At 59.7% G+C, this 24316-nt stretch carries 22 protein-coding genes; 12 read left to right on the top strand and 10 right to left on the bottom strand.

The window, feature by feature from the left end; genetic code table 11:
* Positions 1–89: 89 nt before the first annotated feature.
* Positions 90–1040, top strand: a complete 951-nt coding sequence (gene lipA / locus N6L24_RS02305; protein WP_271843025.1) for a lipoyl synthase — start codon at positions 90–92, stop codon at positions 1038–1040.
* Positions 1041–1142: 102 nt separating this feature from the next.
* Here the strand turns inward: lipA and N6L24_RS02310 are convergent, their stop codons facing one another.
* The 4 genes from N6L24_RS02310 to hpt form a co-directional block, all read right to left on the bottom strand.
* Positions 1143–2027, bottom strand: a complete 885-nt coding sequence (locus N6L24_RS02310; RefSeq protein WP_271843026.1) for a cytochrome c — start codon at positions 2025–2027, stop codon at positions 1143–1145.
* 14 nt (positions 2028–2041) lie between these two features.
* Entirely contained in the window at positions 2042–2506 is a 465-nt protein-coding gene (locus N6L24_RS02315; protein WP_271843027.1) for a c-type cytochrome, read from the bottom strand.
* A gap of 126 nt (positions 2507–2632) precedes the next feature.
* Entirely contained in the window at positions 2633–2827 is a 195-nt protein-coding gene (locus N6L24_RS02320) for a hypothetical protein (RefSeq protein WP_271843028.1), read from the bottom strand.
* Complete coding sequence (gene hpt, locus N6L24_RS02325) at positions 2824–3363, bottom strand: hypoxanthine phosphoribosyltransferase (RefSeq protein ID WP_271843029.1); 540 nt, start codon at positions 3361–3363, stop codon at positions 2824–2826. The genes N6L24_RS02320 and hpt overlap by 4 nt, the downstream gene beginning before the upstream one ends.
* 85 nt (positions 3364–3448) lie before the next feature.
* On the opposite strand from hpt, the gene N6L24_RS02330 reads away from it, so the two are divergent.
* A complete protein-coding gene (locus N6L24_RS02330; protein WP_271843030.1) occupies positions 3449–3892 on the top strand; it encodes a type II toxin-antitoxin system RatA family toxin in 444 nt (147 codons plus the stop codon).
* A gap of 105 nt (positions 3893–3997) precedes the next feature.
* On the opposite strand, the gene N6L24_RS02335 is transcribed toward N6L24_RS02330, so the two are convergent.
* From N6L24_RS02335 to N6L24_RS02350, 4 genes are all read right to left on the bottom strand, one after another.
* Positions 3998–5179 (bottom strand): ammonium transporter, encoded by a 1182-nt coding sequence (locus N6L24_RS02335; protein ID WP_271843031.1) that lies wholly within the window; start codon positions 5177–5179, stop codon positions 3998–4000.
* Between the two features lie 163 nt (positions 5180–5342).
* Positions 5343–5819: a CinA family protein gene (locus N6L24_RS02340; RefSeq protein ID WP_271843032.1), complete on the bottom strand. Its 477-nt coding sequence runs from the start codon at positions 5817–5819 to the stop codon at positions 5343–5345.
* On the bottom strand, positions 5816–6310 hold the full coding sequence (locus N6L24_RS02345; protein ID WP_271843033.1) for a phosphatidylglycerophosphatase A family protein: 495 nt from the start codon (positions 6308–6310) through the stop codon (positions 5816–5818). The genes N6L24_RS02340 and N6L24_RS02345 overlap by 4 nt, the downstream gene beginning before the upstream one ends.
* Positions 6307–7449, bottom strand: coding sequence for a bifunctional 2-C-methyl-D-erythritol 4-phosphate cytidylyltransferase/2-C-methyl-D-erythritol 2,4-cyclodiphosphate synthase (locus tag N6L24_RS02350; protein ID WP_271843034.1), 1143 nt, complete (start codon positions 7447–7449; stop codon positions 6307–6309). The genes N6L24_RS02345 and N6L24_RS02350 overlap by 4 nt, the downstream gene beginning before the upstream one ends.
* A gap of 160 nt (positions 7450–7609) precedes the next feature.
* On the opposite strand from N6L24_RS02350, the gene dusB reads away from it, so the two are divergent.
* The 9 genes from dusB to hflX all read left to right on the top strand — a co-directional run bounded on the left by dusB (position 7610) and on the right by hflX (position 19438).
* A complete protein-coding gene (gene dusB, locus N6L24_RS02355) occupies positions 7610–8608 on the top strand; it encodes a tRNA dihydrouridine synthase DusB (RefSeq protein WP_271843035.1) in 999 nt (332 codons plus the stop codon).
* Positions 8608–9684 (top strand): two-component system sensor histidine kinase NtrB, encoded by a 1077-nt coding sequence (locus N6L24_RS02360; protein WP_271843036.1) that lies wholly within the window; start codon positions 8608–8610, stop codon positions 9682–9684. Before dusB ends, N6L24_RS02360 begins: the two co-directional genes overlap by 1 nt.
* Positions 9685–9687: 3 nt before the next feature.
* The gene (locus N6L24_RS02365) at positions 9688–11055 is read left to right on the top strand and encodes a response regulator (RefSeq protein ID WP_271843037.1); all 1368 of its coding nucleotides are present in this window, start codon (positions 9688–9690) and stop codon (positions 11053–11055) included.
* Positions 11056–11154: 99 nt separating this feature from the next.
* On the top strand, positions 11155–13428 hold the full coding sequence (locus tag N6L24_RS02370; protein WP_271843038.1) for a sensor histidine kinase NtrY-like: 2274 nt from the start codon (positions 11155–11157) through the stop codon (positions 13426–13428).
* Positions 13421–14824 (top strand): nitrogen assimilation response regulator NtrX, encoded by a 1404-nt coding sequence (gene ntrX, locus N6L24_RS02375; protein WP_271843039.1) that lies wholly within the window; start codon positions 13421–13423, stop codon positions 14822–14824. Before N6L24_RS02370 ends, ntrX begins: the two co-directional genes overlap by 8 nt.
* A gap of 68 nt (positions 14825–14892) precedes the next feature.
* Entirely contained in the window at positions 14893–16272 is a 1380-nt protein-coding gene (gene trkA / locus N6L24_RS02380) for a Trk system potassium transporter TrkA (RefSeq protein ID WP_271843040.1), read from the top strand.
* Positions 16273–16298: 26 nt separating this feature from the next.
* Positions 16299–17801 (top strand): potassium transporter TrkG, encoded by a 1503-nt coding sequence (locus N6L24_RS02385; RefSeq protein WP_271843041.1) that lies wholly within the window; start codon positions 16299–16301, stop codon positions 17799–17801.
* A gap of 126 nt (positions 17802–17927) precedes the next feature.
* A complete protein-coding gene (gene hfq, locus N6L24_RS02390; RefSeq protein ID WP_271843042.1) occupies positions 17928–18167 on the top strand; it encodes an RNA chaperone Hfq in 240 nt (79 codons plus the stop codon).
* Positions 18167–19438 carry a GTPase HflX gene (gene hflX, locus N6L24_RS02395; protein WP_271843043.1) on the top strand — a complete coding sequence of 424 codons (1272 nt, stop codon included), beginning with the start codon at positions 18167–18169 and terminating at the stop codon, positions 19436–19438. The genes hfq and hflX overlap by 1 nt, the downstream gene beginning before the upstream one ends.
* Positions 19439–19448: 10 nt before the next feature.
* Here hflX and N6L24_RS02400 read toward each other — a convergent pair whose 3' ends face one another.
* Positions 19449–20840, bottom strand: a complete 1392-nt coding sequence (locus N6L24_RS02400) for an aminotransferase-like domain-containing protein (protein WP_271843044.1) — start codon at positions 20838–20840, stop codon at positions 19449–19451.
* Between the two features lie 111 nt (positions 20841–20951).
* Between N6L24_RS02400 and N6L24_RS02405 the strand changes: the two genes are divergently transcribed.
* A complete protein-coding gene (locus N6L24_RS02405) occupies positions 20952–21812 on the top strand; it encodes a DMT family transporter (RefSeq protein WP_271843045.1) in 861 nt (286 codons plus the stop codon).
* 10 nt (positions 21813–21822) lie between these two features.
* On the opposite strand, the gene N6L24_RS02410 is transcribed toward N6L24_RS02405, so the two are convergent.
* A complete protein-coding gene (locus tag N6L24_RS02410) occupies positions 21823–24282 on the bottom strand; it encodes a penicillin acylase family protein (protein WP_271843046.1) in 2460 nt (819 codons plus the stop codon).
* Positions 24283–24316 lie beyond the last annotated feature (34 nt).

Genomic DNA, 24316 nt, shown 5'->3' on the forward strand with positions numbered 1-24316 from the left:
TGCATAGCGGCATTGCACCTCTGGCCCTAGCTGCTATCAGTCGCTATGTTACCAAGACTTGTCGCAACCCTCGCCATAAGGACGCCAGCGTGAGAGACCTGAAAATCCCAGAGCAGCGCCACCCGGAAAAAGCCCACCGTCCGGATAATGCGCAGCCCAAGAAGCCAAAGTGGATTCGCGTCAAGGCCCCCACGGGCGAAGGCTATAACGCCACCAAGAAGATCATGCGCGAAAACAAGCTGGTGACGGTCTGCGAAGAGGCGGGCTGCCCCAATGCTGGCGAATGCTGGAGCCAAGGCCACGCCACCATGATGATCATGGGCGATATCTGTACGCGCGGCTGCACCTTCTGCAATATCGCCACCGGTCGCCCGGATGCGCTGGATGCGTTTGAACCGGGCCGCGTCGCGGATGCGGTGCAGAAACTGGGTCTCAATCACGTGGTGATCACCTCGGTGGATCGGGATGACCTCAAAGACGGCGGGGCGGAGCATTTTGCCCAGACCATCCGCGCGGTGCGTCATCGCTCCCCCAAGACCACCATCGAAATTCTGACGCCTGATTTTCTGAAATGTGACGACTCGGTTTTGGAAACCGTCGTGGCAGCCAAGCCGGATGTCTTTAACCATAACCTTGAAACGGTTCCCGGCCTCTATCCCGAGGTGCGCCCCGGCGCGCGTTACTTCCACAGCCTGCGCCTTTTGCAGCGCGTGAAGGAACTGGACCCCAGCATCTTTACCAAATCCGGTATTATGGTTGGGCTGGGCGAAGATCGCCAATCCGTGCTGCAAGTGATGGATGACGCCCGCGCGGCAGATGTGGATTTCCTGACCATCGGGCAATATCTACAACCGACCCCGAAACACCATGCGGTGGATCGGTTTGTGACGCCTGAAGAATTCGACAGCTTTGAGAAAGCCGCCTATGGCAAGGGGTTCCTGATGGTGTCGGCCACGCCGCTGACCCGCAGTTCATATCATGCCGGGGACGATTTCGCGAAGCTGCGCGCCAATCGCTTGGCCAAGCTGGGTCAAGCGTAAGGCGCTGATTTTGCAATAAAAATGCTAAGCGTCGGCCCGGGTGGGCGCGAAATGCGCCCGCCGTGGGGCGGGCGGACGCATGCCCGCCGCTGACGCGACAGGCTATGTCTCAGGTAGGGCTTTTAGATAGGCGGCGATCGCCGCGCGATCTTCGGCGCTCAGCCGCGCCATGTTTTCCACCACATGCGCCATCGCGCCGCCAACGCTGTCAAAATCAGGCGTAAAGCCGCTTTCCAAGTAGAACGCGATGTCGTTCTCTGACCAGCTGAGGGTGCCCGGTGAAATGCCGGGGATCTTGCCTTCGCCCGGCAGCTCGGCCCCCGTCAACCAGGCGTCGTATTGCAGATCGCCCAGCGGGCCGCGCGGTGTGTGACATTCGCCGCAATGGGCCAGTGCCTCAACCAGATAGCGCCCGCGTTCCAATTGCGGTGTATCGGCGGCGTCCATCACCCAATCATCATTGAAAAACAAGAACTTCCATCCACCAAGGCTGCGGCGAATGTTGAAGGGAAACCCGACCTCATGCGCGCGGCTTGCGGTGTCGGACACTGGCAAATCATCCATGAAGGCCTTGAGGTCGACAATGTCCTGATCGGTCATCTTGCTATAGGCCAGATATGGAAAGGCCGGGTAATAATGCTGCCCCTCAGGTGACACGCCCTTGGTCAGAGCATTGGCAAGGTCTGCAACATCCCAGCCGCCGATGCCAACCTCGGGATCAGGTGAAATATTGGGGGCATAGAAAGTGCCGAAATCCGATGGAAAGGCCTGACCGCCAGTGAGCAGCGGCATGTCAGACGCTTCGGCTTTGGGCGCGGCATGGCAAGATGCGCAGCCGGCGGCGTGAAAAACCAACGCGCCCCGGTCGGCGTCGCCGCTGAGCGCGTCAAAACGGGCGGCGTCCACCGTTTGGGGGCGCGTGATAAAATAAAAGGCTGCAAGGCCCACGAGGGCAAGAAAGATAAACCATCTGACAAAGCGGGCCATACAGATCCTTTAGATTAGCGGCTGCGATATTCTCTGTGACAGGCGGTACAGGCGGCACCAAGTGGCCCCATTGCGCCGCGCAGCGCGTCCAGATCCGTGCTTGCCGCTGCTGCCATTGCGTTGGCCGCCTCGGTGGCCGCAGTTGCTTTGGCGATCACATCAGGGAAGTTCTGCCAGAGTTCCGGCTTGGCGCGGGTGCCTTCAACGCTGCCGTTGTCAGAGCCTTCGGGCCACATGTTCATGCCGTTGATGCTGGCCGCGGCCACGATATTGTCGGCCGCGATCTGCGCCACAGCGGCATCATATTCGATGTCGCCCTTGGCCATGCCGCCAAGAACACCAAGGTTGTGGTTATAGAGGTTCATCTGCCCTTGGCGCGCTTTGATCGCGCTATTATGGGCGGCATGACCATCCGCGTAGGTTAGGGTCGCCGTCAATGCCATCGCAGCAGCGGTTAGTGCAAGTGCTGTTCGTTTCACAATCGTCTCCCTGATTAACACCCCAAGGGCTCTGCATTCAGCCTAAGGCAAAATGTCGCAATTCATAGTGTCCAGAGGCGCAAACACCTCACGATTGTGTGAATGCCCGGCAAAACGGCACACTACTCATTGTAGTGGCTGCGCTTTGATACGCTGGCCGCCCATCTTTTCCGGGCTCAGCGCCTCGGGCCAGCCCCAAAAGTATTCCACCGCAAACAGCAACGCAGCCAATGCCAGGACAATGGCCACAAGGATTTGCCGTTGCCGCGACGGGGGGCGGCGCACCCAAAGCGCAGCCCGCAAGAGCCAGCGCGGGTTCATTCGGTAAAGCGCACTTTGCCGATATAGGGCAGGTTGCGATTTCGCTGTGCGTAATCAATGCCGTATCCGACGACAAATTCGTCGGGGATCTCAAAGCCGGTCCAATCGGCGCGCACGTCCGCCTCGCGGCGCGACGGCTTGTCCAGCAGCGCAATGGTGCGCATTTTACGGGGCAACCGGCTTTCCAGCAGGTGTTTGACATGGCTTAGGGTGTGGCCGGTGTCCACGATATCTTCGACAACCAGCACATCGCGCCCGTGAATTTCACCGCGCAAATCCTTGAGAATGCGCACCTCGCGGCTGCTTTCTGTGCTATTGCCATAAGACGAGGCCTCTAGAAAATCGACCTCCACCGGCAGATCAAGCTCGCGCACAAGGTCAGCGATAAACACAAATGACCCGCGCAGCAGCCCCACCACAACCAGCTTGTCGGTGTCGGCAAATTCGCGGCGAATGTCGCTGGACAGCGCTTCGATACGGGCGGCGATGGATTTGGCAGAGATCATCTGGTCGATCACATAGGCAGGCTGTGACATGCTTCCCTCTTGATTTTTCAGCCCTACCATACGAAACGGGCGCCCAGAGTCCATGCGAAACCACGACGTCAGAAGAAGGCCCTTCATGCCCACACATTCCGAAACCCGCACCCTCCCATACAGCGCAGCGCAGATGTATGATCTGGTGGCGGATGTGGCGGCCTATCCGGAGTTTCTGCCCTGGTGCGCGGCGGCGCGTATCCGCGCGCGCGAAGATCACGGCACGACCGAAGTGATGTTGGCCGACCTGGTGATTTCTTTCAAAGTGTTCCGCGAACGCTTTGGCTCGCGCGTCACCTTGCACGCGGAGGACAAGAATATTCTGACCGAATACCTCGATGGGCCCTTCAAATACCTCAAGAGCACCTGGGATTTCAAAGATATCGACGGCGGCTGTGAGGTTTCGTTTTTTGTGGATTTCGAATTTAAGAGCGCTCTCTTGCAGGGCATCATTGGCGTCGTATTCAACGAGGCCATGCACCGCATTGTGCGCGCCTTTGAAAAACGCGCCGCCGCGCTTTACGGCTGACCTCGGTTGACCCCGTAGGCCGGGCTTCAGCCCGGCACATGAGTTGGGCCCAAAGAAAATGGGCGACCCAAAGGCCGCCCACATCAGAACATTTAGCGCGCGTACTTAAGAGCTGACATCATAGGCCCGCTCACCATGCACGTTGAGATCCAGACCGTTGGTTTCGGTTTCTTCATCCACGCGCAGCGGGGTGATCAGCGCGCAGAGTTTGATCAGCACAAAGGTCACCACCAGGGTAAAGACACCGACAATCGCCAGCCCGCCCAGCTGCGCCGCCCAGGACCCTGCGCCAAAGACGGCGATCATGATGGTGCCGAAAATACCGCCCACACCGTGTACGGCAAAGACGTCCAGCGTATCGTCAATCTTCAGCCCATTGCGGATCACGTTGACCGCCTCTTGGCACAGAATGCCTGCGATGGCCCCGATGATCAGCGCCTCTACCGGGCCGACAAAGCCTGAGGCGGGCGTGATCGACGCAAGGCCCGCAATGGTGCCCGTGACCATGCCCACAAGCGAGGCTTTGCCATATTTGATCTTTTCCCACAGCGCCCAAGTGAGCGAGGCGGTGGCCGCAGAAATATGGGTGACAGTCAGCGCCATGGCTGCGCCGCCATCAGCGGCCAGTTGTGAGCCGCCGTTAAAGCCGAACCAGCCGACCCACAACATGGCCGCGCCAATCATCACCATCCACGGGGCATGCGGCGGCGTGGTTTTGTTTTTGCGCGGGCCGAGCACAAAGGCCAGCAGCAGCGCGGCCAGACCTGCGGTTTCATGCACCACGATGCCGCCAGCGAAATCGCGCACACCGGTCTCGCCAAAGATGCCGCCATCGGCCAGCATGCCGCCGCCCCAGATCCAATGCACCACCGGCGCATAGCAGAGCAGCATCCAAAGGCCCGAGAACAGCAGCACAAAGCCAAAGCCGATCCGCTCTACATAGGCACCGACAATCAGGGCCGGGGTGATGATGGCAAAGGTCATTTGAAAGGCAAAGAACAGCACTTCGGGCAGGGTGCCCGACAGGCTGTCAGCGGTGATGCCCGCAAGGAAGAACTTGCCCGCGCCGCCCCACAGCCCGCTGCCGCCTTCGCCAAAGGCGATGGAATAGCCAAAGATGAACCACAGAACGCTCATCACGCAGGCAATGGCATAGCAATGCATAAAGACGCTGAGAACGTTGCGCGCGCGCACAAGCCCGCCGTAAAATAGCGCCAGCCCCGGCAGCGTCATAAAGAGTACAAGCGCCGTAGCGACAATGATCCAGGCGGTGTCCGCTCCGTTCATGGTCTGATCCTTTCCCAAGTTCCGTTTTTTGTGATTGCAGCGGACAAAGCGGAAGTTGGACGCAAAACAAAGCAGCAAGCGCGTCAAATGCGCTCGAAAATTGAGCAAAACGCCAATTGGTCAAAATTTGCGCGAAAACAGGGGTGCTGTGCTTAAATATTGATCAGTTTAAGGATAGGGCGCGCCGCAACAGGGTGAGCGCGTGGATTTTGGCCGACTCTCGCACATTTTTTCGACCAAGTGCGCCAAATTCCACCGTTTCAACAAATGTCCCGGTGCGCGAAGTGATGCCAAAACAGACACGGCCTTCGGGTTTATGCGCCGATCCGCCCGGGCCGGCGATGCCGGTGACGGAAACGGCAATATCCGCCTTGCTATTAGCGCGCGCGCCTTCGGCCATCTCGCGCGCCACCTCTTCAGACACCGCGCCATGAGCGTTGAGTGTCTCCGGCAAAACGCCCAGCATCTCGATTTTGGCGGCATTGGTATAGGTCACAAAACCGCGTTCCGCCACGGCAGAGGAGCCTGGGATATCCGTCAGCGCCGCCATGACCAGCCCGCCGGTGCAGCTTTCGGCGGTGGCGATCATGAGGCCCTGCGCGGTCCCTTGGCGAATGATCTCTGCCGCCAGATCCGTCACGCCAACACCAGATGAAACAGCGCCGCCAGTGCGGCGGTGCCAAGCGCGGCGTAAACGCCCGCAATCACATCATCCAGCATCACGCCCAAAGCGTCCCCGCGCCGGTCGGCCCAGCCCACAAGATTGGGTTTGGTGATGTCAAAGAGGCGAAACAACAAAAAGCCGCAGATCCAGCCGGGATAGAGCGCCAGCGCATCTAGACCTGCGTGCCAAGCCCCGTAGCTGACCGGCCAAAGCGCCAGCCATTGTCCGGCGACCTCGTCAATCACCACTTCGCTGGGGTCGTGATCCTCGGCGTCGCGGGTGACTTCCGCTGTGGCCCACCAGCCGAGCGGAAACACCAGCAGTGTCGCGAGCACGAGCAGTGGGAAGCCGCCTAGGGCATGCAGGCCAAGCGCCAAAAGCACGGCGACCGCAGAGCCCCAGGTCCCAGGGGCCGGGCGCAGATAGCCGCTGCCGCCCACGGTTGCGATCAACTGCGCGGCGCTCATGGCTTGACCAGCGTTGCGGTGGCGATGGCGGCAATGCCTTCTTCGCGGCCAGTAAAGCCGAGCCGCTCGGAGGTGGTGGCTTTGACAGAGACTTGATCGGGGCGCAGCCCCATCAGTTCACCCATGCGCGCCATCATCTTGGCGGCATGTGGTCCGACCTTGGGCTGCTCGCAGATCAGCGTGCAGTCGATATTGGAAATGGCATAGCCCATCTCTTGCGCCAGCGCGACCGCATGTTTGAGGAAAATGGCGCTGTCGGCGTCTTTCCATTCTGCCTCGCTGGGCGGGAAGTGGCGGCCAATGTCGCCCTCTGCCAGCGCGCCATAGATGGCATCGGTGACGGCATGCATGCCGACATCGGCATCTGAATGCCCCCGCAGCGCTTTGTCATGTGGCACGCGCACACCGCAGAGCACAACATGATCGCCCGGTTCAAACGCATGTACGTCAAACCCGTTGCCCAAACGAATATCCATATGTCCTCTCAGGATTTTTTCCGCCCGAGCGAAATCGCCCGGGGTGGTGATTTTCAAATTGTCTTCGCTGCCTTCGGTGATGGTCACGTGCATGCCAGCAGCGCGGGCGATGGCAACGTCATCTGTGGCCTCGCCCTCAAATGCGCGATGCGCCGCCAGCAGCGGCGCAAAGTGAAACCCTTGTGGCGTCTGCGCCCGGAACAATCCGGCGCGGTCCTCAACCCCGGTCACGGCTGCTTCGGCGCCGCGCCAGAGTGAATCGGTGACTGCCAGCGCCGGGGCGGCTCCTTGGTGGGTGCGCAGCGCGTCAAGGACGGCGCTGATGCAGGCCGCGGGCACAGCAGGGCGGGCGACATCATGGATCAGAACCAGATCAAAGCCGCGACCTTCCAAGGCCTCCAGCCCATTGCGCACCGATTGCGCCCGGCTTGTGCCGCCTGCCACAGACTCATGCGGCAGGCTGGCGTATTGCGCCGCGTCCGCGGGATTGACCACAAGCAGCACGTGATCAATGCCCGGATGCGCTGCAAATTGCGCACAGGTCCAGTCGGCCACGCGCTTTCCGGCCAGCGGCTGCCATTGTTTGGGCACGCTGCCGCCGGCGCGGCTGCCACGTCCGGCGGCCACGATGATTGCGGCTGTTTTTGAGGCACTTACTGTCATGCGCCTTGTCTAAGCCCTGCCAGTGAAAGACGCAATTCAGCCCTTGATGCTGATTAAAATTTAGGCGATTGCGTAAAACTAGCACAAATATTTGGGTGGTTTCGTTGTGACCCCTCTGTAATGGGCCTAATTTAACGGCAAGCGATAAGGAATTTGATCGGTGGATATCCGACTCGGTACCATAACACTCACCCCGCCTGTTTTTCTGGCACCCTTGGCCGGAATCACGGATCTGCCGTTCCGCGACGTGGTGGCCAGCTTTGGGGCTGGGCTGGTGGTGTCCGAGATGATCGCCTCCCAAGATTTGTTGAACGCCAAGCCGGGCGTGCGCGAAAAGGCCGAACTGGGCTTTGGCGTTGCCGGAACTTCAGTGCAGATCGCAGGGTGCGAAGCCTATTGGATGGCTGAGGCGGCAAAAATGGCGGCGGGCAACGGGGCGCAGATCATTGATATCAATATGGGCTGTCCGGCCAAAAAGGTAACGAGCAGCAGCGGGGCCGGGGCCTCCGGTTCTGCGCTGCTGCGTGATCTTGATCACGCGCTGACGTTGATTGAGGCCGTGGTCGATGCGGTTGATGTGCCCGTCACATTGAAAACCCGCCTGGGCTGGGATGATGAATTGCTGAATGCGCCCGATCTTGCCACGCGGGCCGAGGCGGCGGGCATCCAGATGTTGACCATTCATGGGCGCACGCGCTGTCAGTTTTACAAAGGCACCGCCGATTGGGCCGCGATTGCGCAGGTGAAAAGCGCTGTGAAAATCCCCGTCATTGCCAATGGCGATATCGTGGATGCCGCCAGTGCCCGTCGGGCGCTTGATCTCTCGGGGGCAGATGGCGTGATGATGGGGCGCGGCGTGCAGGGACGCCCGTGGCTCTTGGCCGAAGTCGCCGCCGCACTCTATGGCACGCCCGTACCGAAAATTCCGACCGGGCAGGATTTTATTGATTTGGTATCAGACCATTACAGGGCGATCCTTGCCTTTTATGGCGAAGATCTGGGCCTGCGCGTCGCGCGCAAGCATTTAGGCTGGTACATGGATAATGTGAATACGAATAAAATGTTAAGAAACAGAATTTTAACAGCAAGATCCTCACGTGAGGTGCTGGCCCTATTGCCAGATGCACTGAGCCTTGATGACAGCCGGAGTGCCGCCTGATGGATAATACCGCGCTCTGGTCCTCATTGCCGTTGCCCGCCTTGCTGGTGGACGAACATGATACGATCCAAGACCTGAATGGCGTTGCCGAAAACTTCCTGAATGCGTCGGCCAAATCATTGATTGGGGCCCCGGTCTGGGACCGCATTGCCGTGGACGCCCCACTGGAGGAAGCCTTTGCCCGGGCGCGTGCGCAAGGCACGCCACTCTTTGTCAACGACGTCGATGTCGGCACGGGCAACGCGCCGCCGATGCAATGCAATCTGCAAATCGCGCCTTTGCAGGGCAGTGATGGGCAGATGATTTTTCTGATATCCCCCAGAGAGTTGGCCAATCGCGTCACCAAATCTGAAGGGGTGAAAAACGCCGCAAAATCGGCCATCGGTATGGCCGAAATGCTCGCCCACGAAATTAAGAACCCGCTGGCCGGCATCACAGGGGCCGCACAGCTTTTGTCGATGAACCTGTCGCCGGATGATCTGGAACTGACCGATCTGATCGTTGAAGAAAGCCGCCGCATTGTGAAGCTGCTGGAGCAGGTGGAACAGTTCGGCAATCTGCAACCGCCCGCCCGCGCCGCGGTCAACATCCATGATGTGCTTGATCGGGCGCGCCGCTCAGCCTTGCTGGGGTTCGGCGCGCATATGAAGATCATCGAGGATTATGACCCCTCGTTGCCGCCTGCTGTCGGGGATGCCGATCAATTGCTGCAGGTGGTGCTAAATCTTCTTAAGAACGCCTCAGAAGCGTCTGGAAAAACAGGTACAATTCGCATTCACAGCTACTTTGAGCATAGCTTTAAGTTGCGGCGCAGCGACGGGTCGGGACAGGCCCTGCCGCTGCAGATAGAAATCATTGATGACGGCCCGGGGCTGCCGCAGGACATCAAGGGCGATATATTTGATCCCTTTGTGTCTGGCCGTGAAAACGGCACCGGGCTGGGGCTGGCGCTGGTCAGCAAGATTATTTCGGATCACGGGGGGTGGATCTCTGTGGATTCCGTTCCCGGGCGCACGGTTTTCCGTATCTCTCTGCCACGCGCGCCCAAAGACCTTATTCCCGTAGAGGAGACATAACAGATGGATGGCACCGTACTTGTCGCGGATGATGATCGCACGATCCGCACCGTTCTGACGCAAGCCCTAACACGCGCGGGCTGCAAAGTGCATGCGACCAGCTCGCTGACAACCTTGATGCGCTGGGTTGCGGAAGGCAAAGGCGATGTGGTGATCACCGATGTTGTGATGCCTGATGGCAATGGCCTTGAGATGCTGCCCAAGATTTCCGAGGATCGTCCCGGTTTGCCGGTGATTGTGATTTCGGCGCAGAATACCATCATGACCGCAATTCAAGCGGCGGAGGCGGATGCCTATGATTATCTGCCCAAGCCCTTTGATTTGCCCGACCTGATGAAGCGCACCGGTAAGGCGCTGAGCCAAAAGCGCCGCGCCGCGCCGGCCAGCACCGCCGCTGACAACAGCCGGCCTGATGAGCTGCCGCTTGTGGGCCGCACCCCGGTGATGCAAGCGCTCTACCGCGTGGTGGCCCGGGTCATGAACACCGATCTTCCGGTGATGATTTCGGGCGAAAGCGGGACAGGTAAGTCATTGATTGCACGTGAAATTCACGACTTTTCTGATCGCCGTACCCTGCCATTTGTCACCGTCACCGCGGCAGATCTGGCCGATCTTGAAGGGCCAGCCCGCATTCTGGCGCGCGCCAAAGGTGGCACGATCCTGTTTGATGAGGTTTCTGATTTTGACGACGATGATCAGGCGCGCGTGGTGCGCATGATCGACAATCCCGGCGAACATGCGCCGCGGTTTATGGCCACCAGTCAGCAGAACCTGATGGATGCGGTTGAAAACGGCAAGGTGCGTCAGGATCTGTTTTATCGCCTGAACGGCGCGGCCTTGCATCTGCCCTCGCTGCGCGAGCGGGTTGATGACATCCCGCTGTTGATGGAGCATTTTCTGGCCCGTGCCGAACGGGACGGTGCGCCGATGCGCAGCTTCTCCTCCGATGCGCGCGAACTGTTCCGCGCCTATAGTTGGCCGGGCAATGTGCGCCAGCTTGAAAACGCCGTCAAACGACTGGTTCTGACCGCGCGCGGTGATGAAATCGCCCGCTCTGAGGCCGAAGGCGTGCTCGGCAGTCAGCCAGAAGCGGTGCCGCTCCTGGGGGGCAGCGAAAGCGAAAAGCTGTCAGGCTCGGTTGAGCGGCATTTGAAACGTTATTTCGATCTGCACGGCAATATGCTGCCGCCACCGGGGCTTTATGCGCGGATCCTGCGCGAGATTGAGTTGCCGCTCATCGAAATTGCGCTGGACGCCACCGGCGGAAATCAGGCGAAATGCGCCGATCTGCTCGGCATCAATCGCAATACTTTGCGCAAAAAGATCACCGATCTGGATATTCACGTGACACGCCGCCGTAAGTTGATGTAAAACTGCCACAGGCGTTGCGCTTTCGCCGCATAGGGCAGGCGCACACCTATATCTGGCAATGCGCCGCTTGGGCGCCACTAGATCAACTGGGGGCAGCGGGTGACAACCCGGGCAAAAACAACACATTGGGTGCGTCTGCGCCGCTTGCAACGGCAGCGGCGGGTGCAGAATTTTGCCACCTTTGGGCTGGTGGTGCTGGGGCCGATTCTGGCGCTGGCCACATTCCTTGTCTTTGGGCCGATGGATCAGGGCGCATCCTCTGTTGCGCTGCGCGCCATTCTGCTGGCCGACCTTGTTTATGTGCTGCTGGTGGCGGCTTTGGTACTGCAACGGATTGTGCGCATGATCTCATCGCGCCGGGCGCATTCGGCGGGGTCGCGCTTGCATATGCGCCTGACCGGGGCCTTTGCGCTGATGGCCCTTTTGCCCGCTGTCACCATGGCGATCTTTGCCGGGCTAACCATCAATATCGGCCTTGAAGGCTGGTTTTCTGACCGGGTCAGCAACGTGATCGGCAACTCGGTTGCCGCTGCCGAAGCCTATGAGGCGGAACATGTGCGCGGCCTTGAAGAAGACGCCATCGCCATTGCCCGCTTTATCAACGCGCGCCGGGCCAGCAGCGGCACGGTGATTGGCGCCGGGGAATTCCGCGAAATGCTGAGTCAGGCGCAGCCGCAAATTCAACGCGGCCTGCGCGAAGCTTTTGTGGTGGATGGTGGCGGCGCGCTGCGTGCGCGCGGCGACCGATCCTATTTGTTTGATTTTGAACAGCCCACGCCTGAACAGATCGAGGCGGCGCGCGAAGATGGCATTACCTTCATGCGCGATCTTGAGCAAAACGAGCTGCGCGCGCTATTGCCGCTGACCGCTTATGTCGACCGTTTTCTGTACGTCAGTCGCGAGGTGGACGGCGCGATTTTCAGCCTGCTGGATGAAACCCAGGAATCGGCCCAGCTTTATGCCCAACTTGAAAATGAACGTGGCGAGGTGCTGATCCGCTTTGGCCTGATCTATATGGGCTTTGCCGTCATTCTGATCCTGGCGGCCACGTGGCTGGGCCTCTGGTTCGCCGAGCGGCTGTCGCGCCCTGTGGGCCGTCTGACCGGCGCGGCGCAACTGGTCGGGGCCGGGGATCTGGATGTGCAGGTCGTCGAAGAAGAGGGCGATGATGAAATCGCCATGCTCGGGCGTTATTTCAACCAGATGACCAAACAGCTGAAGCTGCAGCGCCAGACCCTGATGGAAAACACCGAGCAGATCGAAAGCCGTCGCCGCCTGTTTGACTCTGTGCTTGGCTCTGTCACCTCCGGCGTTTTGGGGTTGGATGTGACCGGGCGGATCACATTCTATAACCGCTCTGCCGAAAAGCTTCTTGGCATAATGGATGAACAGACCCAGATGCCGCTTGGCGTTGCGATCCCTGAATTTGACGCGCTTTTCACCGAGGTCACATCCTCTGGCGCTGAGGTGGCGCAGGAAGAGATCAAAGTGGTGCGCGATGGGCAGCTGGAAAGCCTATTGGTGCGCATTGCCACCCGCCGCAGCGAAGAGGGCACGCTGGAAGGATATGTGCTGGCCTTTGATGAGGTCACAGATCTGGTGACGGCGCAGCGGATGGCCGCCTGGGGTGATGTGGCGCGGCGCATTGCCCATGAAATCAAGAACCCGCTGACGCCGATCCAACTGTCTGCCGAACGTATCAAACGTAAATTTGCGCCGCAGGTTGGCGAGGACCGCGAAAAGCTGGAGCAGATGACCGGGGTGATTGTGCGCCAAACCAACGATTTGCGGCGTATTGTGGATGAATTCAGCAAATTTGCCCGCATGCCAGAACCTGAGCGGCGCGAGGTCAATATTGCCCAGCTTCTCAAAGATGCGGTGCTCTTGCAGGAAAGCGGCCAGCCCAATGTGCGCTTCTCCACCGATATTGCGGACACGCCCATCTTTGCCCACGCCGATGACACCATGCTCAATCAGGCGCTGACCAACCTGATCAAAAACGCTGGCGAAGCCACCGAGAGCCTCGCCAGCAAGGGCACCGTGCCCGATCTGGTGCCAGAAATTCGCGTGACGCTGACCCATGAGGGCAAAAATTGCCGCATACAGATTGCAGACAATGGCATCGGCCTGCCCGAAGACCGCGCGCGCCTGTTCGAACCCTATGTGACGACACGCGACAAAGGCACCGGTCTGGGGCTGCCGATTGTCAAAAAGATCATCGAAGAACACGGCGGCAGCCTCGCGCTGCTGGATGCGCCGGTCTTTGACGGAAACAGCCATTTTGGCGCAATGGCAGAGATTGTTTTGCCAGTAATGAGTGCCGCGTCGGGTGACGACGCGCTGATAAAATTGGGGGATGAAACCGATGGGTGATATTCTGATCGTTGACGACGAACGCGACATTCGCGAGTTGGTCTCTGATATCTTGGAAGACGAGGGGTATTCCACACGGCTGGCAGGCACCAGCGATGAGGCAATGAAAGAAGTCACCTCAGAGCGGCCGGCGCTGATGATCCTCGATATCTGGCTCAAAGACAGCCAGATGGATGGGATCGACATTCTGAAAGCGGTGAAACGTGATTACCCAGAGGTGCCGATTGTCATCATCTCGGGTCACGGCAATGTTGAAATTGCCGTCGCTGCGATCAAGCAGGGTGCTTATGACTTTATTGAAAAACCCTTTAATATTGACCAGTTGCTGGTCGTTATCCGTCGCGCGATGGAGGCAAGCCGCCTGCGCAACGAGAATATCGAACTGAAGCGTCAGGACAGCAAAGCCACTGAGATGATCGGGCAAAGTGCTGCGTTCCGTGGGCTGGTGTCCAATCTGGATAAGGTCACAAAATCAAATGGTCGCGTTATGCTGTGCGGTCCGGCCGGGTCCGGCAAAGAGGTGGCGGCGCGCTACATCCACGCCAATTCCAACCGCGCCAGCGGCCCCTTTGTCACCGTGAACTGTGCGGGGGTGGAACCAGAGCGCATGGAAGAGGTGCTGTTTGGCCGTGAAAGCGCAGAGCGCGGCGTGGAGCCGGGGCTGCTGGAACAGGCCAATGGCGGCATCGTCTATTTTGACGAAGTGGCTGATATGCCGCTGGGCACCCAATCCAAGATCCTGCGGGTGCTGGTGGATCAACGGTTTGCGCGTGTGGGCGGCAGTGACAATGTCAATGTGGATCTGCGGGTCATCTCCTCCACCAGCAAGGATCTGGAGGCCGAAATTGCCGAGGGCCGCTTTCGACAAGAACTCTATCACCGTTTGAACGTGGTGCCGATTGCGGTGCCATCCTTGTCCGAACGGCGCGAGGATATCCCGGAACTGGCGGGATATTTCATCAACGGATTCAACCAATCACAGGGTTTGCCACTGCGCAGCCTGGCGGACGATGCGGTGGCTTTGATGCAGACCATGCGTTGGCCGGGCAATGTGCGACAGCTCAAGAACCTGATTGAGCGGGTGCTGATTTTGGGCGATGGCACTGGGCCGATTGAAGCGCGCGAGTTGCCGGGCGATGAAACTCCCACGCAGGACGAAGGGCGTGTGGTGCTCTCCGGGGCGCTGGCGACCCTGCCGCTGCGTGAGGCGCGCGAAGCCTTTGAACGTGAATACCTGCTGACGCAGATCAACCGGTTTGGCGGCAATATCAGCCGCACGGCGTCTTTCGTCGGGATGGAGCGTTCGGCTCTGCACCGCAAACTGAAATCGCTGGGTGTTGTGACCTCAAACAAGGCTGGCAACCGGGTGGCGCGTGTTGACGAAATGGGCAGCTAGGGTGCTAAGCATTTGACGAGATTGGCGCGTTCTGCCAAACCAAACGTCGGGCATATGCGGAGGCATAGATGAAGGTCATTATTTGCGGTGCCGGTCAGGTGGGCTGGCAAATCGCGCGGCACCTCTCAAACGAGCGCAATGACGTCACCGTGGTGGATTACAATGCTGATCTTGTGCGCCGGGCCACCGACACGCTTGATGTGCAGGGCGTGGCCGGGTTTGCCAGCTATCCGGATGTGCTGGAGCGGGCAGGCGCACGGGATGCGGATATGATCATTGCCGCGACCCATTCGGACGAGGTCAACATGGTGACCTGTCAGATTGCCCATTCGGTGTTTGACGTCCCGCGCAAGATCGCGCGTCTGCGGGCGCAATCCTATTTGGATGCGATTTATTCCGATCTCTATCGGCGCGATCATATGCCGATTGAGGTGGTGATCAGCCCCGAACGCGAGGTCGCGGCCGCAGCATTGAAACGTCTGGCGGCCCCGGCGGCCTTTGACACGGAATTCTTTCTGGACGGCAAGCTGCAGCTTTTGGGGATCACGCTGGACGAAGATTGCCCGGTTTTGAACACCCCGCTGCGGCAGCTGTCAGATCTGTTTTCCACATTGCGCGCCGTGGTGGTTGGTGTGCGCCGGGAAGGGGTGCTGTTTGCGCCAGAGCCGGGCGATCAGATGTTTGGCGGCGACGAAATCTATGTGATGTCCAATATCAAGGACGCACAGCGCACGCTTGAGATTTTCGGCAAGAAATCAAACAAACAAGAGCGTGTCATTCTGATCGGCGGCGGCAATGTCGGCCGCATGGTTGCCGAAAAGATCGAGGCACTGCCGGGCCGCGGCATTCGCGCCAAGATGATCGAAAAGAGCCGTCAGGTCGCCGAAGCGGCGGCTGAATCGCTGGAGCGCACGATTGTGCTGCATGGCGATGGCCTGGACAGCGCGCTGCTGCGCGAGGCGGGGATTGACCGCGCTGATGCGGTGCTGGCAGTGACCGATGATGACAAAACCAATATTCTTACGGCGGTACGCGCCAAGTCACAGGGCTGCCCGCTGGCCATTGCGCTGATCAATGATCCGACGTTGGTGCCGCTGATGGCCCCGCTTGGGATTGACGCCTATATCAACCCGCGCGCCACCACCGTGTCGTCGATCTTGCGCCATATCCGCCATGGGCGCGTCAGCGACGTCTATTCGCTGGGTGATGCAGAGGCCGAGATTATCGAGGCCGAGGTTCTGTCGACCTCGCCGATTGCCGGGCAGCTGGTGCGCGACATTTCCTTCCCCGAAGGCGTGCTGATCGGCGGCCTGATGCAGGATGGCGAGCTGGTCAAACCGCTGGGGGATACCCGGATCAACGAAGGTGATAAACTGGCGCTCTTTGCTCTGGCCAAAGACATCGGCGAGGTTGAGCGTCTGTTGCAAGTTTCGATTGATTTCTTCTGAGCAGCATGGGGCAGGCGCTCAGAAATATGCCGCTGTTTCTGCAGCTTCTGGGCATCGCGGGCGCTTCGATGCTTATTCCGTCCGTCTATGCGCTGACGCTGGAACAATTCCACATCGCGCGCAGCTTTTTCTATAGCGGCATTCTGACCCTGCTGAGCGTGGTTTTGGTCGCCGTCGCCACGGCGCAAGGCACTGAACGTAAGTCTGTCCGCCTGCAGCGATATCTCTTGGCCCTGCTGGCGGCATTCACCCTGTTGCCGCTGGCCTTGGCAGTGCCGTTTTACGAGGGGCTGCGCACCACAAGTTTCCTGAACGCTTATCTTGAAATGGTCAGCGCCTTCACCACCACCGGGCTGGTGCTGTTTGACGATCCATCGCGGCTGTCGCCGGTCTTGCACCTCTGGCGCGCACAGGTGGCCTGGATGGGCGGCATGATGATGTGGGTTGCGGCGGCGGCGGTGCTCTCGCCGCTGAACCTGGGTGGATTTGAGGTTTCGGCTCGCGCGGATTTTGGCCAGTTCAATGAGCAGGGCGGTCGGCTTGGGCGGCTTGACGCGGCGCGGCGCTGGCAACGCACCAGCCTGCATCTGGTGCCGATCTATGCCGGTCTGACCGTGGTGCTGTGGGTGTTGCAGATGATCTTGGGGGAAACGTCGATTGTCGCGTTGGTACACGCCATGTCGGTTCTCTCTACCAGCGGGATTTCGGCTGTCGGCGGCGTGCAGAACGCCGGGATCGGGCTGGGCGGCGAGGTTCTGATTTTTCTCTTTCTGTTCTTTGCCCTGTCGCGGCAGACCTTTTCCACCGATCTGGGGGCCACGCGCCGCGAAGGGTTGCTGGATGATCCCGAATTTCGTTTCGCAGCGTTCCTGATCGCCAGCGTCTCGCTATTTTTGTTCCTCCGCCACTGGGTGGGGGCCATTGACGTTGATGAGGAAGAAAACTTTGTCGCCGCTCTGCGCGCGCTTTGGGGGACGGTGTTCACCGTGCTGTCTTTTCTGACCACCACCGGCTTTGAAAGCGCCGAATGGGACACCGCGCAGAACTGGTCGGGTCTTGGGACGCCCGGTCTCTTGCTGCTTGGCCTTTCGATGATCGGCGGCGGCGTGGCGACCACGGCGGGTGGGGTCAAGTTGATCCGGGTCTTTGCGCTCTATTTGCAAGGATTGCGCGAGATTGAATTGATGGTGCACCCCAGTTCTGTCAGTCGCTCTGGCGTGCGCAACCGGCGCATTCGGCGGCAGGGAGCCTTGATTGCTTGGGTGTTTTTCATGCTGTTCGCGCTGACCTTGGCGGCTGTCACGCTGCTGCTGACGGCCCTGCAGATCGACTTTGAAGACGCGCTGGTTCTGGCCATTGCCACGCTCTCGACCACCGGCCCGCTGGTACAAAGCGCCGCGTCTGACAGTATTGAGTTGCTGGGCGCAGGCCTGGCGGTCAAGGCGGTGCTGTGTGCAGCCATGGTTCTGGGACGATTGGAAACCTTGGTGATCATTGCGCTCTTGTCGCCAAACCTTTGGCGCGACTGATCAATAATCCCAAATTTACGCTTGGAAATTTGCATTTAGGGGTGGAATATCCTCTTCGGGCATTCCATACTTACCCCCGGATATTCACGCACCCGTGGCAACAACAAAAACAAAGGCGAACAAGCTATGGCTTCGGATCGACAAAATCTTCAGGACGCATTTCTTAATCACGTTCGGAAAACCAAAGTTCCGGTGACAATTTTTCTGATCAACGGTGTCAAGCTGCAGGGTGTGATTACGTGGTTTGACAATTTCTGCGTGCTTCTGCGCCGCGATGGTCAAAGCCAGCTGGTGTATAAACACGCGATTTCCACCATTATGCCGGCCCAGCCGATCAGCCTGTATGAAGGTGAAGAACCCTCTTGATGGAACATGAAACGCATGTCACCCGCGCTTGGGTGCTGCGTCCGGAACTAAAAGCCGCTGACCCGCGTCGTGAGGCCTCTTTCGCTCTGGAAGAGGCCATTTCGCTTGCGGCCGCTTTGCCCAATCTGGATGTGATCGGCGCAGACATCGTCAAGCTGCAGAAATTGCAGCCCGGCAAGCTGTTTGGCTCGGGCAAGATCGACGAGCTGAAAGCCAAATTCAAAGCCGAAGAGATCGAGCTTGTCTTGATCGACGGCGCGGTCACGCCGGTACAGCAGCGCAATCTTGAAAAAGAATGGGGTGTGAAGCTGCTGGACCGCACCGGTCTGATCCTTGAAATTTTTAGCGACCGCGCGCGCACGCGCGAAGGGGTGCTGCAGGTCGAAATGGCGGCGCTGTCCTATCAACGCACCCGTCTTGTGCGGGCCTGGACTCACCTTGAACGGCAGCGTGGCGGGCTTGGGTTTGTTGGCGGCCCCGGCGAAACCCAGATCGAGGCGGACCGCCGCGCGATTGATGATCAATTGGTGCGCCTGCGTCGCCAATTGTCCAAAGTGGTGAAAACCCGCGAATTGCATCGCGGTGCCCGCGCCAAAGTGCCTTATCCGATTGTGGCGCTTGTGGGCTATACCAACGCCGGAAAATCCACGCTCTTTAACCGCGTGACCGGCGCGGATGTGCTGGCCAAAGACATGCTATTTGCCACGCTGGATCCCACCATGCGCCGCCTTGAGCTGCCGGATGGGCCAGAGGTCATCCTGTCTGATACCGTGGGCTTCATTTCCGATCTGCCGACCGAGTTGGTCGCGTCCTTCCGCGCCACGCTCGAAGAGGTGCTGGCCGCCGACATCATCCTGCATGTGCGCGATATTTCGCATTCCGAAAGCGACATTCAGGCCGAAGACGTGCAGGACATCTTGTCGTCCTTGGGCGTCAACGAAGATATCCCGCAGCTTGAAGTCTGGAATAAGATCGATTTGCTTGAAGGCGATGAGGCTGCCGCCAAAGAAGCGATTGCCGCCCGCAGCGAGGATATCTTTGCCATTTCCGCCATCACCGGCGCAGGCATCGATGCGCTACTCAGCGCCGTCACCGCGCAGTTGCAGGGCGAGATTACAACAGAGGTTCTGTCGCTGAGTTTCGCCGAAGGCAAACAGCGCGCTTGGCTCTTTGCCGAAGGATTGGTGGCAGAGGAGGTCCAGACCGACACGGGGTTTGACGTCACCGTCAACTGGACGGCCAAACAGGCCGCGCAGTATAAACGCCTGTAACATCAGGCTGTTACGATACCTTTTTCATTAAATCTTGCAGCCTGTCGTAAAGCGAAGCGTCAGCCATCTGGCTGACGTTAAACCGCATGTGATGGGGCTTGGATTGGCTGGGGCTAAAAACATTGCCCGGTGCCAGCACCAGATTTTGCTCTAACGCCAGACGCGCCAGCTTTGCGGCGTCGATCCCTTTGGGCAATTGGCACCACAGATAAAACCCGCCGCGTGGTTTGACCCAGATGTGGAGGCCCAGGCTTTCGAGGTTTTGCATGGCCGCGCGGCGGCCTTGGCTGAGGCGGTGCTGCAAGGCCTGCATATGTTTGCGATAGCTGCCATCGGTCAGCGCCCGGTGCAGCACCTCAGCGATCATCGGGCTGGGGCCACTGAATTGGCTGGCGACTTGCAGATCAATCAGCGCCTCAACCCAATCCGCCCGCGCCGCGATATACCCGCAGCGCAGCGAGGCAGAGAGCGTCTTGGTAAAACTGCCAACCCGCAGCACCCGGTCCAGCCCATCCAGAGTGGCAAGGCGCGGTGACATATCCGGTTCAAATTCGCTAAAGATATCATCTTCGACAATCAGCACATCATGCGCCGCCGCAAGGCTGAGCACGCGATGGGCGACGGGGGCGGTGATCGTGGCCCCGGTTGGATTGTGCAGCGCGGAGTTGGTCAGGTAAAGCCGGGGGCGATGCGTGCGCAACACCTGTTCAAACGCCGCCAAATCGGGGCCGTCGCGCGTATAAGCCACGCTGACAAAGCGGATTTGATGCGCGCGCATCAAGGCCTGAAAGTTGAAATAACACGGATCATCCAGCACCACAGTATCGCCGGGCCGCAGGATCAATCGGCAGATCAAATCCAGCGCTTGCGAGCCAGATCCGGTGAGCAGGATATTCTGGTTTGGCGGCGCGCTCAGCCCTTGATCCAGAAGGCGGCTGGACACCAGACGGCGCAGACCCGCATGACCGCGCGCGGGCGCATAATCTGTGAGCAACGCCTCGGGGGCCGCAGTGACGGCGCGCAGGGATTTGCGCAGCGATGTCAGGGGCATCCAGCCAGAGGGCAGCCAACCGCAGCCGGGCTTTTCCAGCGCGGGATCACTGTCGATGGATTGCCGCGCCACCCACAGCGGATCAACCTCGCGTGCCAATTGCGGGCCGGTTTCTGATACCGAAAACGCCTGCGGTTTGTCGGCGACAAAAAAGCCAGCGCCCCGCCGCGCCGTAATACTGCCGTCCGCAACAAGGCGATCATAGGCGTCCGCCACAGTTGTCGGAGACAGATCAAATTTCTGCGCGGCGGCGCGGATTGAGGGCAGCTTGTCACCGGCCATCAACATACGGGTTGCGATGCGGCGCTGGATGTCGGCGATCACGGCATCGCGGCGGGTTGGGTTTGGCATGGGCTCACTGTAGGGGTGCGAAAACTGGTACAGTTTTGTAAAATTGTATGGCTCTGTCTCTGTCTAACCGCTGCGCCCCTGCTTAGGAAAGACAAAAATGCAGGAGCATCTATGCAAGTTTCATTTACCGGCTGGGGCAGTGGCCTGATGGGCGTCATGATTTTTAGCGGCTCTTTACCGGCCACGCGGGTGGCGGTGACGCAGCTTGATCCACTCTTTTTGACATCGCTGCGCGCGCTTATCGCCGCGGTGCTGGCCTGCGCGCTCTTGGTGATCTTTCGGCAAAAGCGGCCGCACCGGGGCGATTGTCTTGCGCTGATCATCGTTGCGCTGGGGGTGGTGGTTGGCTTTCCGCTGCTCACCGCCTTGGCGCTGGAACATATCACCGCGGCCCGCTCGACCGTGTTCATAGGCCTGCTGCCGTTGGCGACCGCGCTGTTTGGCGTGCTGCGCGGCGGTGAGCGACCGCGCCGGGCGTTTTGGGTGTTTTCCATTTTGGGCAGCGCGGCGGTGGTCTGTTTTGCCTGGCTGCAAGGTGGCGCAGGCACTTGGCGCGGCGATGGGCTGATGCTGTTGGCGATCACGCTCTGCGGGCTTGGCTATGCCGAAGGCGCGCAGCTGTCGCGCCGCCTTGGCGGCTGGCAGGTGATTTCCTGGGCTTTGCTGCTGTCCGCGCCGCTGATGCTGGCGGCGACCGTGGTGTTTTGGCCCGGCACACTGCAGGGGCTGAGCGCGCCTGTTTGGCTGAGCCTTGGCTATGTCTCGCTGTTTTCAATGCTGATCGGATTTGTCTTTTGGTATCGCGGCCTTGCCCTTGGCGGCACCGCCGGCGTCGGGCAATTACAATTGCTGCAACCCTTCATGGGCATGGGCTTGGCTGCGCTTTTGCTGGGCGAGGCGGTCGCGCCCGTGATGGTGGGCGCGATGATTTTTTTGGTGGCCTGCGTCGCCGGGGCCAAACGCTTTGGCTAAGTGCGCGCGGCTAGGGCAGCAGGCGGGTGATGCCGACGGCGGCGGCGCGGGCGAGCTCTTCGTCGAGCGACATCGGCACATATTCGCCGCGTCGCCACAGCTGCGCCATGTCGTCATAATGTCGGCTGAGGAAATGGCCCGATTGCCCAGTTGAAATAATAAAGACTGAGCTGTCCGGATCGGCAAAATCATAGACGCCGCGATAGCCCGCCGCATGGACGTTGCGGAAAGGATCCGGGCCAGTGCCGATGGATTTGCCGCGCTGCAACGTGTTGTCCCCGCCGCTGGTGGATTGGCGGATGTTCACAAAATGCTTGAGCAGCGGTACATCGCCTAGCACCTGATGATCATGCGCCGCTTGGTGTGCATCGCCCCAGCGCAGAGATTCCAGCGCAGCGCCATATTTCTCGTCGATCCAGATCAGCGCATCATCCAGCGCCAGCCGCGCCATGTCGCTGCAAGTTTCTGTCGGCGCGCTTTGCACCACATCACACCAGATCGCTGCGCCATCCACGTCGCGGAACACTCGTTCGATGAACAGCGGTTCAAGATGGGTGAATTCGGCGGTCAGCGGGCCCAATTCGTCCTGAATCAGCCGTTTCTGCAGGGCGCGCATCCAGGCTGAATAAATCAGCGGTTCTGGCAGATGTTCGTTCATCTCGCCATTCCATTCCGCCAACAGCGTCAGCGCACGCTGGCGCTGGCGCTCTTGCGTGCCTTCTGGGGCGGTTTCCCCGGTGAACCACAGATCAGCACCCACAAGCGGCAACAGACTGCGCGCTGTAAAGCTGACGGTATCAAGCTGCGCTTCAATAAAACTGTCGCGCGTGTGCACTTCGCGGCTTTGCATCAGGCGCTGCCAGCGTTGCACCCGCTGGCTGTCGCCCCATGAAAACGACAGATGCAGCGGGTAGGGGCGGTCGATCACCTTGTTGTTGGTGTTGCCCAAAATGCCCCCGACGGGCGAGATAAACTGCGGGTTGCTGGAATAGGGCAGACGCCCCTGCCAGCGGTTTTCTTTGCGCCAGCCAAGGCTTGGCATGCGGCCCTGGCTTTGGTGGCCTGCGGCGCGGCGCGGCAGGGCCCCGACGGTTTTCAGGGCAATGGCCTGTCGGTCCACCAGCGTCAGGTTGGTCGCCGGGGACAGATATGCTTCGGCGCTGGCAATCGCCTCGCGCACGGTCCGGGCGTACATCAGATCAATGGCCGCGTTCATTGAGGTATCTTGCGGGCTCAGCGCGGTCCAGCTGACAGCGGCGACATGGCCCTTGGGCGTGATGGTTTTCAGATCAAACTGATCGCCGGGCAGCACCGGGCCATTGTCACTCCAGCGCAAGGTCAGGGTGATGGGGGCCTCATCCTTGATCTGGATGATCGACTTGCGTGTCAGAAAGTCTTTGTAGCCGTCCGGCGTCTTGTACTGATTGGGATTATTCGGGTTCAGCTCTTCGATCAGCACATCCTGATCGTCGACATGGGCCGCGGTCAGACCCCAGCCGAGCGCATCGCTGCGCCCGCTGAGAACGGCGGGTATGCCGGGAATGGTGCCGCCGATAACGCCGCCGCTTTGCAGCTGCAAGCGCGCCAGATACCAGATGGATGGGGCCGAAAGTTCAAGATGGGGATCATTGGCCAGCAGGGTGCCGCTGGAGGCGGAGCGACCGGGCGCAGCGGCCCAGGCGTTGGAGGCACCCGCCATGCCGCGCCGCTTAAAGGGGGACAACGGATGCGGCGCGAGGCTGGCGGTGCGTTCAAATTGCGGCACTGGCGGCATGATGGCCGCATATTCGGGCAAGGTGGCGACGCCGGCACCGGGGGCGTCGGGCATGACATCCGCCAGCCGCGCCTCGTCCGGGATCACCAGAGACACGCGCGCGCGCAGCACCTCATCCTGCAGGTGGTCGGTCAGCTGCAGCGCCATGACCTTTTGGATGGCGACAGAATCGGCCACCTGCCAGGGGGCGATGGGGGCCGTGAACAAAAACATCTCGGGTGCCCCGCGGCCCAGGGCGGCGCGGTTGACCTCGTTGATGCGGGCATTCACGCCATTGGCATAGGCCGTCATCAAGGTTTTGCTGCGCGGGCTGAGACTGTCGACGGATTTCACCGCCAGCGGATAGATATCCAATCGCCGGATCAGGCTGTCGATCCGTACGGTGCGGCTGCCAAAGATTTCGGACAGCCGCCCCTGCGCGGTGCGGCGCATCGTCATCATCTGCCACAGGCGATCCTGGGCATGGGCATAGCCCAGAGCAAAGAACACATCCGAATCCTGCGCGCCGAAAATATGCGGCACATTGGCATTGTTGCGCACGATCTCGACCGGGGCGCTGACATAGCCTGTCTGTAGGTCCTTGTTATAGTCCGGAAGCGATCGGGAGGCGAAAAAATATACCAATCCCAATATGATAGCGCTGAGAATGACGAGGCTGCCTGCGATGCGAAGTAGCCATTTGAAAAGAGTTGCCATGAAGTGCCTATGAATACCTTGCGCAGAGGTGATA

This window comes from Cognatishimia sp. SS12 (assembly GCF_028369055.1).
GTDB lineage: Bacteria > Pseudomonadota > Alphaproteobacteria > Rhodobacterales > Rhodobacteraceae > Cognatishimia.